This is a genomic window from Psychrobacter sp. 4Bb (assembly GCF_002836735.1).
Lineage (GTDB): Bacteria > Pseudomonadota > Gammaproteobacteria > Pseudomonadales > Moraxellaceae > Psychrobacter.
On record NZ_PJAS01000055.1, the window covers coordinates 53,763 to 71,239 of the forward strand.

At 43.1% G+C, this 17,477-nt stretch carries 13 protein-coding genes and 2 tRNA genes; 9 read left to right on the forward strand and 6 right to left on the reverse strand.

The window, feature by feature from the left end:
- Positions 1-12 precede the first annotated feature (12 nt).
- The gene (locus CXF60_RS05060; RefSeq protein ID WP_102091048.1) at positions 13-390 is read right to left on the reverse strand and encodes a Spx/MgsR family RNA polymerase-binding regulatory protein; all 378 of its coding nucleotides are present in this window, start codon (positions 388-390) and stop codon (positions 13-15) included.
- 226 nt (positions 391-616) lie between these two features.
- Between CXF60_RS05060 and leuS the strand changes: the two genes are divergently transcribed.
- From leuS to CXF60_RS05095, 7 genes are all read left to right on the forward strand, one after another.
- Positions 617-3,304: a leucine--tRNA ligase gene (leuS, locus tag CXF60_RS05065; protein ID WP_102091049.1), complete on the forward strand. Its 2,688-nt coding sequence runs from the start codon at positions 617-619 to the stop codon at positions 3,302-3,304.
- Between the two features lie 66 nt (positions 3,305-3,370).
- Entirely contained in the window at positions 3,371-4,084 is a 714-nt protein-coding gene (locus CXF60_RS05070; RefSeq protein WP_102091050.1) for an LPS-assembly lipoprotein LptE, read from the forward strand.
- A 156-nt stretch (positions 4,085-4,240) separates the two neighbouring features.
- Positions 4,241-5,341 carry a DNA polymerase III subunit delta gene (locus tag CXF60_RS05075; protein ID WP_102091051.1) on the forward strand — a complete coding sequence of 367 codons (1,101 nt, stop codon included), beginning with the start codon at positions 4,241-4,243 and terminating at the stop codon, positions 5,339-5,341.
- 279 nt (positions 5,342-5,620) lie between these two features.
- On the forward strand, positions 5,621-6,940 hold the full coding sequence (locus CXF60_RS05080; RefSeq protein ID WP_102091052.1) for an efflux RND transporter periplasmic adaptor subunit: 1,320 nt from the start codon (positions 5,621-5,623) through the stop codon (positions 6,938-6,940).
- A 315-nt stretch (positions 6,941-7,255) separates the two neighbouring features.
- Positions 7,256-9,205 (forward strand): MacB family efflux pump subunit, encoded by a 1,950-nt coding sequence (locus CXF60_RS05085; RefSeq protein WP_102091058.1) that lies wholly within the window; start codon positions 7,256-7,258, stop codon positions 9,203-9,205.
- 194 nt (positions 9,206-9,399) lie between these two features.
- A tRNA-Lys gene (locus CXF60_RS05090) sits at positions 9,400-9,475 on the forward strand.
- A gap of 159 nt (positions 9,476-9,634) precedes the next feature.
- A tRNA-Lys gene (locus CXF60_RS05095) sits at positions 9,635-9,710 on the forward strand.
- A gap of 101 nt (positions 9,711-9,811) precedes the next feature.
- Here CXF60_RS05095 and CXF60_RS05100 read toward each other — a convergent pair.
- The gene (locus CXF60_RS05100; RefSeq protein WP_102091053.1) at positions 9,812-10,600 is read right to left on the reverse strand and encodes an MBL fold metallo-hydrolase; all 789 of its coding nucleotides are present in this window, start codon (positions 10,598-10,600) and stop codon (positions 9,812-9,814) included.
- Between the two features lie 334 nt (positions 10,601-10,934).
- Positions 10,935-13,022: a catalase gene (locus tag CXF60_RS05105; RefSeq protein ID WP_102091054.1), complete on the reverse strand. Its 2,088-nt coding sequence runs from the start codon at positions 13,020-13,022 to the stop codon at positions 10,935-10,937.
- A gap of 559 nt (positions 13,023-13,581) precedes the next feature.
- Here CXF60_RS05105 and CXF60_RS05110 point away from each other — a divergent pair.
- On the forward strand, positions 13,582-14,373 hold the full coding sequence (locus tag CXF60_RS05110; RefSeq protein ID WP_102091055.1) for a dienelactone hydrolase family protein: 792 nt from the start codon (positions 13,582-13,584) through the stop codon (positions 14,371-14,373).
- Positions 14,374-14,502: 129 nt separating this feature from the next.
- Here CXF60_RS05110 and CXF60_RS05115 read toward each other — a convergent pair whose 3' ends face one another.
- The 3 genes from CXF60_RS05115 to CXF60_RS05125 form a co-directional block, all read right to left on the reverse strand.
- The gene (locus CXF60_RS05115) at positions 14,503-15,192 is read right to left on the reverse strand and encodes a DUF938 domain-containing protein (protein ID WP_102091056.1); all 690 of its coding nucleotides are present in this window, start codon (positions 15,190-15,192) and stop codon (positions 14,503-14,505) included.
- A 191-nt stretch (positions 15,193-15,383) separates the two neighbouring features.
- Positions 15,384-15,848: a flavodoxin family protein gene (locus CXF60_RS05120; protein WP_102091059.1), complete on the reverse strand. Its 465-nt coding sequence runs from the start codon at positions 15,846-15,848 to the stop codon at positions 15,384-15,386.
- 1 nt (position 15,849) lies between these two features.
- A complete protein-coding gene (locus CXF60_RS05125) occupies positions 15,850-16,263 on the reverse strand; it encodes an OsmC family protein (protein WP_102091057.1) in 414 nt (137 codons plus the stop codon).
- Positions 16,264-16,384: 121 nt separating this feature from the next.
- Here CXF60_RS05125 and CXF60_RS05130 point away from each other — a divergent pair.
- On the forward strand, positions 16,385-17,477 hold a 1,093-nt coding region (locus CXF60_RS05130; protein WP_145990198.1), incomplete at its 3' end, for a hypothetical protein.

The window sequence follows — 17,477 nt, forward strand, 5'->3', positions numbered from 1 at the left end:
CCTAGCTTAATTTTACGAAAAAACTTTATCAAACTCAGATTCATCGAAGCCGCATAGTAATACTGCTTGATCTTGATCTTTATCTGCCGACTGACCTTCTACAATCGGACGTTTAATCATGCTGGTATTTTCCACGAGTAAACCTATCGCGTTGTCTACATTAGCATCAGCTGCTTGCTTTTGACTGTCGTCTAGCTTGCGCCATGTCGTACCACGCTTATTGAGCACTTTTTCGATACCTAGCTCATTTACCCAGCGCTGTACTGTATCTTTATCAATACCTTGTTTTTTATAATCGTGAAAATCATAGCTGACATCTAGATCGTCTAGCTTAGTGAACGCTTTTTTCATCGTGCTACAAGACTTGATACCGTAAATGGTGGTGGTCATGATAAATCCTCATAAATATGCATTAACTTATCTATTATACCTAAGGCCGACTAGATATAGAGAATGCATTACTTTTAATCGTCAAACCTAGTAAGCAACTGCATCATATCGTCGCAATTTTCGCCAAATTACGCTATGCTATGGCATTGTCAAATTCCACCTATTTTGATCAGTATTAAACAAATCCGTATTAAATAAATCAGTATCAACCAATTTCGAGCCGACTATGAGCAACGCCGTGACAGCAGACCAAACAGAAAACAATTATTATAACCCACAAGCGATAGAAGCCGCGCAGCAGACCAAATGGGCAACTGACAAGCGCTTTGAAGTAAGCAACGAGCCAAGCGACAAGCCAAGCCGTTACATGCTGTCGATGTTCCCTTATCCAAGTGGCAAGCTGCATATGGGCCACGTCCGTAACTATACGATTTCTGACGTATTAAGTCGTTATTATCGTCTCAAAGGCTATGAAGTCATGCAGCCAATGGGTTGGGATGGTTTTGGCCTACCAGCGGAAAACGCGGCAATTGCCAACCAAACCCCACCTGCTGCATGGACATTTGCCAATATTGACAGCATGCGTGCGCAGCTTAAATTACTAGGCCTGTCTATTGACTGGTCACGTGAATTTGCCACTTGTAGCCCTGAGTATTATCAATGGGAGCAGTGGTTATTTTTGCAATTATACAAAAAAGGCCTAGTCTACAAAAAGCTGTCGACAGTCAACTGGGATCCCGTTGATAATACTGTCTTAGCAAACGAGCAAGTCATTGATGGCAAAGGTTGGCGTAGTGGTGCTGCGGTCGAAAAACGCGACATCCCAATGTATTACTTCAACATCACTGATTATGCCGATGAGCTATTGGATGATTTGGATCAGCTAGAAGGTCATTGGCCATCTGAAGTACTAACCATGCAGCGTAACTGGATTGGTCGTAGTGCTGGTATGGAAGTCCATTTTCCTTATGAGCTTGCTGGTGAAGAAAACACCTTAGATGTGTTCACCACTCGTCCTGACACCTTGATGGGTGTGACTTATGTTGCTGTTGCCGCAGAGCATCCACTTGCACAGTATGCCTCTGAGCAAGATGACGCAATCGCTCAATTCTGTGCATTATGTAAAAAAGGCTCAGTAGCTGAAGCTGATTTGGCCAAAGCTGAAAAAATCGGTATGGATACAGGTCTAACTGTTACGCATCCTTTGACTGGCGAAGAAGTGCCAATATGGGTTGCCAACTACGTGCTGATGAGCTATGGCTCAGGCGCAGTCATGGCGGTACCTGCTCATGATGAGCGCGACTATGAATTTGCGGTGAAGTACGACCTACCAATCAAGCAAGTCATCAATACCCCTAATGGCTATTTTGATGAGCTAAAAGCAGATGCCAAAGCGAACGATAGTGAAGTGAATCTTGCTTATACTGAACGCAACACTTTGGTTAATTCAGGTGAGTTTGACGGTCTAGACTTTGAGCAAGCGTTTGAAGCAATGCTGGCTAAGCTTGAGCCGAAAGAGCTGGCTAAGAAAAAGATCCAGTATCGTCTACGTGATTGGGGTGTATCTCGCCAGCGCTATTGGGGTTGCCCTATCCCAATGATCAACTGTGAGCATTGTGGTACTGTGCCTGTTGAAGAGCAAGACCTACCAGTTGTATTGCCAACCGACGTCGTACCTGATGGTCGCGGTAACCCACTTAAGAACATCCCAGAGTTTGTCAATACCACTTGTCCTAAATGTGGTAATCCTGCTGAGCGCGAAACCGATACCTTTGACACATTCGTAGAGTCAAGCTGGTACTATGCACGCTTTGCTAGCCCAAATGACGCGCAAAACATGGTCAACAAGTCTGCTGCCAATAAATGGTTGCCAGTCGATCAATACGTCGGCGGTGTCGAGCATGCGGTGATGCATCTATTGTATGCACGCTTCTTCCATAAGCTTATGCGTGACGAGAACTTAGTCACAGGTGATGAGCCATTTGCCAATCTAATGACGCAAGGCATGGTACTCGCTGGTACATTCTACCGCGTCAATGCGGATGGCAGTACGACTTACTATTTTGCAGAAGATATCGATATTGACTTCAACGAACGCGGTCAACCAATCAAAGCTATCTTGAAGTCAGACGGCCAGCCAGTGACGATTGGCAAAATCGAAAAAATGTCTAAATCAAAGAACAATGGCGTAGATCCACAGCTAACCATTGATAAATATGGTGCTGATACGGTTCGTCTATATACGCTATTTACTGCGCCTGCGGATCAAACGCTTGAATGGTCAGACGACGCGCTAAAAGGCCCTTATAACTTTGTGAAAAAAGTATGGCGTATTGCAGCCGACCATATGCAAGCGCTAACATCCGCCAATATCAGCATTGATGCGCTTAATAGTGCTACCTTGAACACAGACGGTTTAAGCAAAGAAGCCAAAAACTTACGCCGTAAAACGCACGAAACAATTGCTAAGATTGACAGTGACTTGGGTGATCGTCTGGCATTGAATACGCCAGTATCAAGCCTGATGGAACTTGCTAATGAGCTGACTGGCTTTAACGCGAGTAATGAGCAAGAGCTGCACGTCAAACACGAAGCATTGACCAATCTGCTGATTATGCTGTCTGTATATGCGCCGCACGTTGGCGAGCATCTGCTTGAGCAGTTGGGTCTTGATACCTTAACTTTAGACTACCCAACCGTGGACGAAAGTGCGCTGGTACAAGACATGATCACGATGGTGGTACAGGTCAATGGTAAGATGCGTGGTAAGATGGATGTCGCACCAAACAGCGATCCTGAGCAGCTAAAAGAGCAAGCTCGTACTATGGAAAGTGTGGCAAAATTCATCACGGGCGAGATCAAAAAAGAAATCGTCGTTCCTAATAAATTGGTTAACATCGTGGTTGTAGGCTGAGGTGTCTTGAGCTAAGCATTTTAGGCTTAGTGTTCTAAGCCTTCTTATTATATGAGGATAGCGTTTATGTCATACAAGCATCGAGCTGAGCAGGCGCAACCAAGATCAAGCGCACACAGCCTAGCTAACAAAAAGTCCCATGGCCAAAAGCTCGGAGCAGTCTTACTTGCCACGCTGCCAATGTTCGCTATGGTAGGTGCAGCCTCTACTCTTAGCGGCTGTGGCTTCCAGCTGCGGGGCTACGACTCAGCGATGCTGCTTGACGTCGAAAAGACAGCCGTCATTATCGAAGACAATCGCACCTCATTCCCGCTGAAACTACCATTGACGCGACGCCTAAAGACGTTAGGTGTCGATGTTATTGGTAATATGAGCTCGGAAGAAGTTGCCCGCAATAACCAACAAGCAGGGGCTGAGTCTATTGCCGCTATCGATATCCGTAATGTACGTTTTAAACGTTACGAATTGGTTGGTGTATTAACAGAGATTCGCTTGGTACTATCAGCAGATGTCAGCTATCAAACGATGGAAAATGGTAAACCTGTAACACTAAGCAACCCCATTCAAGTCGAGCGAAGCTATCAGTACAACGAAGCCTCTGTTAGTACTGACGATCAGCAAGGCGATCAGACTCGCGATTGGCTTTATGATACTTTAGCTCGCCGTATCACTGACCAGTACGTTGCTATCTCGCTTCCTAAAGTCGCACCTGCTGCCAAGCAGTCTGTGCAGATGAATAAAGGTGTGACACCAACCGTCGTCGTCGTACCACAACCGTAAGAGTTAGTCGTTCTGATTATCAAACGATACCGTTTCTAGAAATATGAGTAGCAAACTAAGCGAGCGTAAGTACTAGTAAACTCGGCTAGCTTGACACTGCTGATCATATTTTTGGAATTGGTATTACCTGCTCATCAACCTGTGTAACACCACGCTATGCAAGATACTTTCATAAAGGCCTATCCAAAACTACTGCAGCCTTCCGTTGCGGTAGCCGGCTTGTGGCTAGCGCACGGTGACGAGCCACTGCTGAGTCAATGGTTGATAGATGCGCTACGTCCACATTGGCGCGCGCAGAACTATGCAATCAAACGTATAGAGCTGATTTCTGTCAAAAGCTGGCAGGAAGTACTGTCTGAGCTTGGCAGCCAGTCTCTATTCGATGATGCCAGCGCCTTGATCGTGACGGGCAATCATAAACCCGATAAAGCAGTTATCACCGAGCTGGAACGTTTTGCGATCGAGGCACAAGCGGGCACACACGGTCATAGTGTATTGTGGCTTACACCTAAGCAAGACAAACGCAGCCAGAGCAGCAAATGGTTTGCTCCTTTTGCGCAATATGGCAATGTCATTGATTGCAATTTATACAATGAGCAGCAGCGCCAACAGCTACTACAAATACAAGCTCAGAAGTTTGGCTTACGACTGTCTCAAGAGGCCTGGCAGCTACTCATGTCACACACTGAGCATCATCTATTGAGTGCTTATCAAACCCTATGGCGGCTGTCCTATTTGTTTGCACCGCAGCTAGTTGCTAATAACAGTACTAGTGAAGATAGTGCTACTGACAACAGTACCGAACAATCTAATAGCTTTTCACAACCTGTGAATAATGTGGCATTGGATATTGCAGACCTACAAGCAGCGTTGGTCAGCGATGCGCAGTTTAGTGTGTTTGATTTGTCTGATGCGATGCTCGCGGGTAATAGTACGCAGGTCGCCAAAATCATGTTTCAGCTAAAGTCGACCGATGAGCCCACTACTTTAGTGCTTTGGGCTATCAGCAAAGACATGCGTCAAATCATTCAACTTATGGACGGTCAAGACCCTCAAGCATTAGGCATTTGGCGTAGTAAACAAGGGTTATACCAACAAGCCTGCCGTCGTCAGTCAAAAACGCACACGGCCGAATGGCCTGCTCTGCTTTACCGCTGTGACCAAGCTATCAAAGGACTTATACGCCAGCCAGCATGGGAATTATTATTGCAAGCAGCACTAGAGCTCGCAGGTAAGCGTTTATTTGCTATGCGCTAAGACTGATCCGCTTGTCACCACCTTTTATTGTTTCTACTATTAACAAGTTATCCATCTCTTCTCTTACTGGTTTATACATTTAAACGCTGTAAATCTAGATTCTACTACCTTATTTTGTTCTCCTATAATCTCCGTTTTATTGATTTTTAGTAAGCATTTCTTTTCTGTACCTGTCTCTGTTCTTCTACCTTAACCTTTCGTAAACTAATTTCCATTCCCTTTTGTAGATGAAGTCTCTACTATATCTACACTTGATTTAATTGTGATTGGATTGTTGTCATGCGCAAAATAAGCAAAAAGTCTGCTATCAAATGGGGTGTCATCACCTTAATTATCGTAGCATTAGGGGCTTTGGCCTATACTTTTTTAAAACCAGAAGAAGCCACACCTAATTATTTAACCGCAACCGTTGAAGTCGGTGATATTGAAAACAATGTCATGGCATCTGGTAAAGTAAAAGCGTTAAATACCGTCGATGTAGGGGCACAGGTATCTGGTGAAGTAAAACGCCTGTACGTTGAAGTCGGTGACGAAGTCAAGCAAGGCGATTTGATTGCGCAGATTGATCAAGTGACTCAGAAGAACAGCCTGAGCAATGAACAAGCCAGTCTTGAGCAAAGCGAAGCCGCGCTACAAAGTGCGCAAGCAGAATCGTTGAGCAAACAAGCCAGTCTAAAAAGTGCCTATGCTGATCTTGCCAGCCGTCAGTCTGAGCTCAAACAAGCACAGTCTGACTTTGCGCGTTTGCAAGACTTAGTCGCTATCGATGCTATCTCACAACAAGAATATGACACGCAGGCGACCAGTGTCGAGACTGCAAAAGCAGCCGTTGCCAATGCACGTGCGGCTATCGACACAGCTAAAGCCGCGATTGCGACCACAGAAGCCAATATCAACAGTCAGCAAGCAGCATTACGCAAATCACGAACCAACGTCAGTACTGCTGAAGAAGATCTAAGCTATACCACGATTCGTGCACCAATATCAGGTACAGTCGTTTCTATTACGACTGAGCAAGGTACTACGGTCAATGCTAACCAAACGGCGCCCACATTGGTGACGTTAGCAGATTTATCGACCGTACGTATCAACGCGCAAATCTCAGAAGCTGATGTCATTAACGTCAGTGCTGGTATGCCTGCTTATTTCAATATTATCGGTAATCCAGACAAACAGTATGATGCGACATTAACCGCTATCGAACCTGCCCCAGAGCAGATCAGTAGCACCAGCTCGACAGACGCTGCTATCTATTACGTCGGCTACGTAGAAGTACCAAACCCTGACCGCTTATTCCGAATCGATATGACGGCACAGATATATATCATCGTCAACGAAGCCAAAAATACTCTATTAGTACCATCAACAGTGATACAAGAAAAGCGAACTAAAGAAAAAGGCAAATCAACAACGGGCAAGTTTGTACGTGTATTAAGAGATGACGGAACCGTAGAAGAGCGTATTGTAGAAGTCGGTATTGATAACCGAGTAAATGCGCAAATCTTAAGTGGTTTGAAAGAAGGGGAAGAAGTAATCATCAGTGAAGAGAGCGGTAAGAAATCAGATAGCGGCCGCGTACCTGGTGGACCTCAAATGTAACTTGTGCTTTGACTATGTTGAGTAAGAAAGGCTTGCTAAAAACATAGCAGCCCTTTCATAACAACACTATAACGCTTATTAGCCTTTATTAAAGACACTGCTATGACTATATCTCAATCTCCTAAACCGTCGACTGAAGATAGCTCTGAAAGTAGCACGGCTCAAAACTTAGGGTCACACACTTCTGCTAACCCTTCAAACAGCTCAGATAATTTAGACAATTTGGATAACTTAAATAACTTAGACAGCTCAGATAACTTAAATAACTTGGCAAAAACCAATACCGTTAATCACCCTGCACCAGGCAAGCCCATTATGGAGTTGTCTGGCATTATCAGAGAGTTCCCTGCTGGTGAGCAAACCATTCGCGTCTTGCATGATATCAATCTAACCATCAATCAAGGTGAGATGGTTGCCATCATTGGACAATCAGGCTCTGGTAAGTCCACCTTGATGAATATCTTAGGTTGTCTAGATCAAGCCACTGCTGGTGATTATAAGATTTATGGTCAATCCGCCCGTAAGCTTGATGCCGATCAGCTAGCAGAACTGCGCCGTGAGCACTTTGGTTTTATTTTTCAGCGCTATCATTTGCTTGGTGATATCAGTGCCAAAGACAACGTCGCCGTCCCTGCCGTGTATGCGGGCATGGATACCGAGGCACGCACCAATCGTGCTGAGAAGCTACTAACTGACCTCGGCCTTGGCAATAAGGTCAACAATCGTCCCAATCAGCTCTCAGGTGGACAGCAGCAGCGTGTTTCTGTCGCTCGTGCACTGATGAATGGTGGCGATGTTATCTTAGCAGATGAGCCAACTGGTGCCCTAGACAGTAAGTCTGGCGAAGATGTCATGGCGATTTTGCATGACCTCAGCGCACAAGGTCATACCATTATCATGGTCACTCATGATCCAAAACTAGCAGCACAAGCGGAGCGTGTGATTGAGCTCAAAGATGGCCATGTCATCGCTGACTATCAAACTGAGCATTATAAGCACACAGACAAAAAACCAGAATCTATCCTTGGTGAGCATCGAAAAAGTGCCTTTGGTAGTTTTATTGATCGACTGCTTGAAGCGTTTAAAATGTCTTTGCTTGCCATGCGCGCGCATAAGATGCGTACTCTACTAACTATGCTCGGCATTATTATCGGTATTGCCGCAGTCGTATCTATCGTAGGCCTTGGACAAGGCTCTCAGCAGCAAATCCTTGCCAATATCAGCTCGTTAGGTACCAATACCATTACCGTCAATGATGGCTACCCTAGAGGCGATCCTAGACGCCGCTATAATGATGACAATTTGACACCAGAAGATGCAGAGGCGGTCGGCAATCAGCCCTATATTATCAGTGTCAGCCCTCAGGTAAATGCCAGCTCTAGTGTCCGCTATCGTAATATACAAGAGGATGCTACCGTCAATGGCGTTGGTGAAGACTATCTAAACGTCACTGGTGAAACATTAACATTGGGCCAAGGGTTTGATGCAAAAAGCATTACATTACGTAGTCAAGATATCATCATCGATGACAACGCTAAACAGACCTTTTTCTCAGATATTGATAACCCTGTTGGCGAGGTAATATTGGTTGGTAGTGTGCCTGGACGCGTGATTGGCGTACTTGAAGAGAGCGACGGTGGCTTTGGTCCCAGTGTAACGACGCCTACTATCTATATGCCTTATACGACGGTGATGTCGCGCGTCACCGGTAGTACCAATATCGACCGCTTTGTGGCGTTGTTAGATGACAGTATCTCTTCTAGTGCCGCAGAGACGGCCATCTCTGATTTAATAGAGAGTCGCCATGGTAAAGATGACTTTGAGCTGCGTAATTCAGACTCTATTCGTCAAACAATCGAGTCGACGACAGGAACGATGACTCTACTTATTTCATCAGTCGCTGTTATTTCATTGATCGTCGGCGGTATTGGAGTGATGAACATCATGCTCGTTTCTGTCACCGAGCGCACCAACGAGATTGGCGTACGTATGGCAGTGGGCGCGCGTCAGAGCGATATTATGCAGCAGTTCCTCATTGAGGCCGTTCTGGTCTGTATCTTAGGGGGACTGATTGGTATTGGACTGGCCTTTGCCATTGGTGAGCTGATTAATAGTGTGGGTGGTGATAATTTCAAAGTTATCTATTCATCAACATCTATTGTTGCCGCTTTTGTTTGTTCGACGTTAATTGGCGTAGTATTTGGATTCTTGCCAGCGCGTAATGCTGCCAAACTAGATCCTGTTGAAGCACTTTCTCGAGACTAATAATCAATTATTGACTCGCTTTAGCCAAAAATAGAGCAGTCAATATCGATATAATGACGAAAATTTAAATAAACTGGAATAAATTGGCAATTTTATAAGAGAATTACACTTTTTTTATCATGTGGGGTTGTAATTGTCATAATAATATATATAATGTGCTCTCACGTTTAGGGATACAAACACTTTAAACGTTAGGGCTGTTAGCTCAGTTGGTAGAGCAGTTGACTTTTAATCAATTGGTCCCGCGTTCGAGTCGCGGACAGCCCACCATATTTAGTTTAATCTTTATTAATCGTTCTACCCTATCCGGTAGTAGACTAATAAAGATAAATTTAAAATACATCGTTAAGATGTTTAGTTTTAGAAAGTTCTTTAGTTAGAATTTTCTCTTGCAGAGTTAAAAAGCATTGCTTTTTTATATACTCTTCAGGGCTGTTAGCTCAGTTGGTAGAGCAGTTGACTTTTAATCAATTGGTCCCGCGTTCGAGTCGCGGACAGCCCACCATATTTAGAAAGCCCAGTTACTAAGATAGTAACTGGGCTTTTTTTCGTCTGGGCTTTTTGAACATGTTTTTTAGCTATTAGTTTCTTAACTTTTATATACCTCTATTTATTATGCCTGCGTTTAAACAGTCGAAAGTTATCTCTCTTGCGCCATAGTAGTTTATGTCTGATCGTATCTTTGATGGTACGTGGGTGCTTGGGCGCATGAGCGATAAACTCATCAAACTCTGCCTCACTCATCGCTAGCTCTCGTCCATGAGCCATCATCACCATTGACGGTTGCAATGCCCTGATTTTTTTTAACGATTGAACATAAGCTTTTGGGTAATAGACAGGAAATGGCGCTACGAACTTATGGCGTAATTTAATGATTAAATCAGCGGTGTATACTTCGCGACTGGGCAGATGAAACAAAGACAAATCACGATCCGTATGACCTGGCGTCTCTAGTACTTGCCACTCATCAAAGTGTGGCACAATCTCACCATCTGTGACAGTGATATCTAGTTTTAGACTTGCCGAGTAATATAGGTTTTTAAATGGGCGTCCTTGACGTCTGGCCACATAATATCCTAGATGTATATCTACGAAGTGCATCGTGCGCCCGCCAATACCGCTATACCACTGCTTTTTTTTATCAGCGGAGACAATCAGACAGCCCGTCTCTTCTCGAAACTTATGTGCACCGCCTGCATGATCCGGATGCATATGCGTGACCACCACTACTTTTAGGTCGGTGACGGGTCGTTTTAACGTTGTCTTAATATAGTCAAGCACCATCGGCACATCAGCACGGCAGCAGCCATCTAACAGCATTATTTTATCTGGATATACTGCCAGATAGCTACTCTGGATATATCCTTCTAATCGTACAATTTCACATAGACTCATTGGTGTTCCCTACCTCATTCGTCGTTATTATTGTGAGGCTTTTGTTCAGTTTTATAGCCAATCTTTAGTATAGCGCCCGTCACGATAAATAAAACGACTTTGAGTGAACGCTTGTGACTATATACAAAGGCTAGGCGGTATACAGAGACAATGCGACTAATAACGATTAATAACGATTAATAACGAATGATTAGCACCTATAACATGACTTTTATCTGTGAAAATTCTCACCTTATTAATAAAAAGCAAAAACCCAGCGCTTAGGCTGGGTTTAAGGAAACACTTAATATCTTATTTGTTATTTTAGATAATTCGTAAATTACCTACTTATTAACTATGCAAGATCACGAACCTTTGGCTCACGTTCCCATAGACGAGACTTAGCATTGCTAATAAAGGCATCTAGCTCGGCCAATGGCGTTACGAACTCATCTTTTTCAACTGGGAGCTTACTTAGGATAAATTCATCAGTCGCGCCGCAATAGGCAATGGCTTTGCAATGATTGTACGCATCGTTGAACCAATCTAGTGCTGAGCTGTCTTTTGCGAGCTTTTTAGCTTGGTCAGGCATGATGATACTAACGACGGCATCAAACATCACTGACGGACCACCAGCGAGGCGCTCATCAGCTTGTATACGTGTACCATAATCCAATACGACTTCTTTGTTAGGTGCTACGATTTTGACACTAGCACCCTGCGCTTTAGCAGCATCTTCGAATTTTTTGACTTCACTACTATTAGAACCTTCTGCGACTAAGATACCAATCATGCGCCCTTTTAAGCTATCAGGCGTTAGGCCAATAGTTTGTACCGCTTTAGAAGTTCCTAAGTCTTGGACAGGTGCAGCCGCATCCGCTGGCTCTGGTAGCTCCATACCCAGTGCAGTCGCTACGCGATTGGCCAAGTCTTCATCGATATGAATCAAATGGCTAAGCATACGCGTACGTACATGGGCTGTATCTACCTTACCTAGCTCAAACGCATAAGCGGTTGCGATATGGGCTTGTTCAGTTGCTGTCTGACTACGGTAGAACATACGTGGCTGACTATAATGATCTGCAAAGCTCTCGTCACGGACGCGACCTTTTACGCCATCATCTAGTTGCTCATGGAATGAGTTGAAACCACGTTTAGCGCTTTCACGAGGACGAGTTGGATCTAGGCTTTGTGGCTCATAGAGTACACGTGTCTTAGGCACTTGCATCTGCATATGACCATCTTGCTGATTATTAGCAAACGGACATTTTGGTGCATTAATAGGAATCTGGGCAAAGTTTGGCGAGCCTAGACGTGATAGCTGTGTGTCTAGATAACTGAACAAACGACCTTGTAATAATGGGTCATTACTAAAATCAACACCCGGTGGCAGATGTGATGGGCAGAATGCTACCTGCTCAGTTTCTGCAAAGAAATTATCTGGATAGCGGTTCAATACCATTTTACCCACGACTTTTACTGGTACCAATTCTTCTGGAATCAGTTTGGTCGCATCGAGATGGTCAAACGGAAACTCATTGGCTTCTTCTTCAGTAAATAACTGTACGCCAAACTCCCACTCAGGATAGTCACCGTTGTTGATTGACTCAAACAAGTCGCGGCGATGATAGTCAGGATCCGCACCTGAGATTTTCACTGCCTCATCCCATGTAGTTGACTGTACGCCCAATACTGGCTTCCAGTGGAAACGTACAAAGGTGCTCTTACCGTCTTTATTGATTAAGCGATAGCTATGAATACCGAAGCCTTCCATCATGCGTAGGCTACGTGGCAGACCGCGATCACTCATCAGCCAAATTAGATTGTGCATGGTTTCAGGACTTAGTGAGACAAAATCCCAAAACGTATCATGAGCAGAAGCTGCTTGCGGGAAACCGCGATCTGGTTCTGGTTTTACCGCATGAATCAAGTCTGGAAACTTCATCGCGTCTTGAATAAAGAAGATTGGCATGTTGTTACCAACAATGTCCCAGTTACCTTCTTCCGTATACATTTTCACTGCAAAACCGCGCACATCACGTGGCGTATCTTTTGAACCTTTGTTACCGGCTACCGTTGAGAAACGCGTAAATAATGGCGTTTGCTTACCTGTTTCGGTCAACACTTTGGCAGTCGTATATTCTTCTAATGACTCTGTCAGCTCAAAATAACCATGTGCTGCGCTACCTCGAGCATGGACGATACGCTCAGGGATGCGCTCATGGTCAAAATGATTGATTTTTTCACGTAATACAAAATCCTCTAATAGCGTCGGTCCACGTGAGCCTGCTTTTAGAGAGTTTTGATTATCAGCGATGGCCACACCTTGTTGCGTGGTTAATACCTTAGTGTCGTCACCTGCGCGCTGATGGGTTTCACCACCATTGCCACGTTCCATATTCATGTCTTTGGCGGGGTCAGTATGATCGATATTATTATTCATAAAAAGTCCTAGCTAATAGATTGAGAGTGCTCTTTTAAATCATTAAAAGAGTGCCTACACAGGTTTGATATCCTTTGAGATAGTGGTGACTTCATCTGTCATTTATTTATCTGTGTTTTCAGCATTGCCGAGCGTTAAATTGATACCGCACTAAAATTCGTAAAGGAATAATAGGCTTAGGCCTTATACTACCCAAAAAATAAGTCAAATATAGTTGCGTATATAGTAAACCTTGTTGATATTTAGTTAACGTTTATAGACGCCATAAAGCGACTACTTTAGATGGTCTTAAAGGCGCATAAATGTTAACAATAGAATCTTGTAATGTAGTTATTCTTTAAGGTATGCTTTTATGAGGTACTAGAGACTATTGATAAATAAGTTGGCAGGGTTTTAGCCTTATATTTATCTTTTTTATATTATTAAATTCAGATAATTTCGATACAAGAAAACCGAGCGCAAGCTATACATTAGTATGGTTAGCGAGGATGACGATGTAGCGGGTTTATAGGGATTTGATGATGCGACTATTTTTTATATAACTATAAGGCTACCTACCATGTTACCAACTCTAAGCTCCCCAACTAGAAAACCTTATCACTCATTGCTAGTAGGCGCGTCAATGGGTCTAATGGCATTAACGTTCAGTCAAACGGCTGCTGCTATCACGACCAAAAACGTAACCTATACGGTCGATGACCAAGCATACGAAGGCTATTACGCCAAGGCGGACAAAGCTAATGCACCTTTTATCTTATTGATTCATGATTGGGATGGTCTAACTGACTATGAGCGCAAACGTGCTGACATGTTAGCAGCTGAAGGCTACAACGTATTGGCGGCCGATATGTTTGGACAAGGCATTCGCCCTACTTCTATCGAAGAAAACAAACGCCTAACTGGGGAACTATATGATGACCGTAATAAAATGCGCCGCATATTGGCAGGGGCATTAACGGCAGGACAACTACAAGGCAACGATGTGCGCAAAGGCACGACTATGGGCTATTGTTTTGGCGGTACAGTTGCGTTAGAGCTAGCACGCTCAGGCTTTGAGCAAAAAGCCTTTGTACCCTTCCACGGTGCCTTCGATATTCCAACCGGTCAAAGTTATGACAAAACTACGGGAGAAATCCTAGTATTCCACGGCTCTGCTGACCAATCTGTCTCGCTAGAGAGCTTTGCCACTTTGGGTAAAACATTAGAAGCAGCCAAAGTCCCTCATGAGATGGTTACCTATAGCGGCGCACCACATGCCTTTAGCGTATTTGGCAGCGATAGATATGATGCTCGCGCCGATGAGCGCTCTTGGAAGCGCTACTTAGATTTTTTAGCAGAAGAATATAAATAACCTAGCAGCACAAGTTGAATAAGTAATAATATAAGCAAACCCAAACTAGAAGACACCTCAATTAAGATCTAATAATGATCCATTAAGGTGTCTTTTTATTTATGTAATTTTTGCCAACGCTTTAAAAAATTAGCGTTTACGAAATACCAATAGCTGATTATTAGCAGGCATCGCATATGTTTTTCTGAGTTGTAAATGATGAGCATTTGCTAAACTAACGACATCTTCTTTATCGCGAATGCCGCTATCAGGATTACTTGCTCTCAACATCGCATCAAATCGCTGATTACCTTCACTGGTATATTTACCATCTTCGTTAAATGGGCCATAGATAATCAGCTTACCGTCCACAGGTAACGCATCACCAGCCAATGCAAATAACCGCGCCACCAAAGCCCAGCTAATGATATGCAAAGTATTGGCTGTAAATATCACATTATAAGGTTTGGCTATATTACTGCTATTTAAATGACCACTATCTAAATGACTACTAACAGGTACTGAGTTATGCGCTAAATCAAACGCTAATGGCGAATATAGATTGGGTGCAGGATACGCATTGTGCCAAGCGATTATATGGCGATGATTATTAGTCACATCACTAGTTTGCCATTTTAAATGTGACAAATGAGGCGCAAAGTAAACACTATGCTGACCTGTCCCAGAGCCAATCTCTAGCACATGACTAAAGCCTTGTAACTCTGTTTGAAGTATTTCTAGAATAGGCTGCTTATTATTTTCACACGCTTGAGAAAACGGCAATGCAGAAATATCTACTTTATTATTTGGATTATCACTCTCCAGATTATCGTCATGCATTACTATCCTCCCAGACCGTTTGTTATGCTCTCAATATTGATAGCAGTAGATTAACAAGCACTGCCTAAGACTAACCTAGTAGCCGCCACCCAACTCACAACTCACAACTCACAACTCACAACTCACAACTCACAACTCACAACTCACAACTCACAACTCACAACTCACAACTCACAACTCACAACTCACAACTAGTAAATACCTGCATCTACCCCAACGGCAAGCGTCATAGCAAACTCTTCTACTTGCTCAGCAAAGCTATTTTGCCAATCGCCCTGTAGTATCAGCGCCTCTTGAATCCATGACCAACGTAGCCCCATTGTAATCGTTTTGAGCGCAAGCTTGGTACCTGTACCATCATGCCCTGCGCGTATATATACCGCAAATGGCATACCTTGCTTTTCTTCTAGCACGGGATAATAGCAACGATCAAAAAAGTCCTTGGTCAGTCCTGCCATATACGCCAGATTTTCAGTCGTGCCTAACAGCAACGCATCAGCAGCCAATACATCCTCAGGCCGCGTATCCTGCGGTGATTTCAAAATGACAGTAATATCTATATCAGGATGATTGGCACCGTCATAAGCTGCCTGCGCCAATTTCTGAGTATTAGGCGATGGCGCATGAGCGACGATGAGTAAAGTCTTAGTGGCCATACTATGCGTCTGTGCCATTGTTAAACACTAAGTTTTGAGTAATCTCAGGATCCAAGCTATTGCCTACTGGGCAGGTCAATGCGGTTTTATAAAATCGTTTTAGGGTGCTCTCGTCCAATGCCTTTGAGAAATTGACTATAACGTGTATTTCACTTACCCGCCTTGGTTTGGCAGCCATGACTTTGGTGATTTCTGCGGTAGTACCTGAGATATCGATATCCATCGCTTCGGCTTTGATACCAATAATCGTTAAGATACAACTGCCCAAACTGGTGGCTAGCAAATCAGTAGGAGAAAACGCTTCGCCCTTACCATGATTGTCCGTCGGCGCATCCGTAATGATCTGATTATTCGATTGTAGATGGATGGCTTGGGTGCGTAAATTGCCTTGGTAGGTTACTTTTGAGGTAGTCATAATCTTGCCTTAGTTTATTAAACTAGCTGCCTGAGAAATAAAGATGCTGTGATAGTTATTTGATAGATGCTAAGATAGCGAGCATTTGTGCAAACATTAGTTCTGTAAAGGAAATTGTAATATGTATGTGTATGAGCTCTCAGAATACCAAGTTTATCAATTAAAATCGATAGACCCAGCATTAGGTGGTAACTGGAAAACCATTCTTATCAGTATTTTGCCGCAGCTCGATATACCCAGTCGTAAAAGTGTGTACGAAAAAATATTATCAAAAAGGAACATTAGCCCAAATTTTACTTATATTATTCCAGATGATTTGAGAAGTTTGTTATCTAAAACAGCAATTCGTCATCGAGAGCTAAAAGCAATTGCTATACAGATGTTGAAATTTATTGAGTCCAAGCCGGATTCATATGATGCTATTGAACTTGCTGATAAAGTAGAGGCGATGATCGATTATCTTAACCGTATTGATATAGGTGATCATATTTTAGACCAAAAAAGTCGTGAAAGTATAAAAAAAGCATTTTTGTACGATTTAGCATTTTGGATCGATAATGTAAATCTTATAGTACAACCTGGTATAAGGCACTTAAATACTGATATCGTAAAAACATACTTTAAAGAAGTATTTATTAAGCAAAAGATTCAGGGGCGAGACTTTCGCGCATGGGATTCTACTGATATAGACTTTCAGGAACAAGACAAATTACCTGATATTATAAAAAGAGAGGCAAAGCGTAAAAAGTTCTTTGTCATTGAAAGTGAGCGTTACTGGTTTTTAATAGGTATTGCCGACAAATCAAGACAAAATCCTTATTCTATTAAACGTTTTTTACATGAAGATGGCGGTAGTAATGATTTATTTGTATATCTGACACACGTTGTCATTAGAAAAGAGCTTATGGATGAAGAACGTTATATACGACACGTTAAATACTGTACAAGTCGACTATACACTTTGGATGCTGGTGTATCAGACACAATCATCAAATTTATAGCAGAAGCACAACATCTCTGTAAGACACAAATTATACCTCTACTCAAAAAAGAATTGAAAAAAGACGGCGAAGAGACAGAGTATCATATCAGTAAGCGTATGAATGACTATGAGCACCAAATCACAATTTCGATTTTGAATAAATTACCTAATATAATTAATAATGCAGTCACTGATAGTGATGATCGATACTATTTATTTTATTATTTGACTA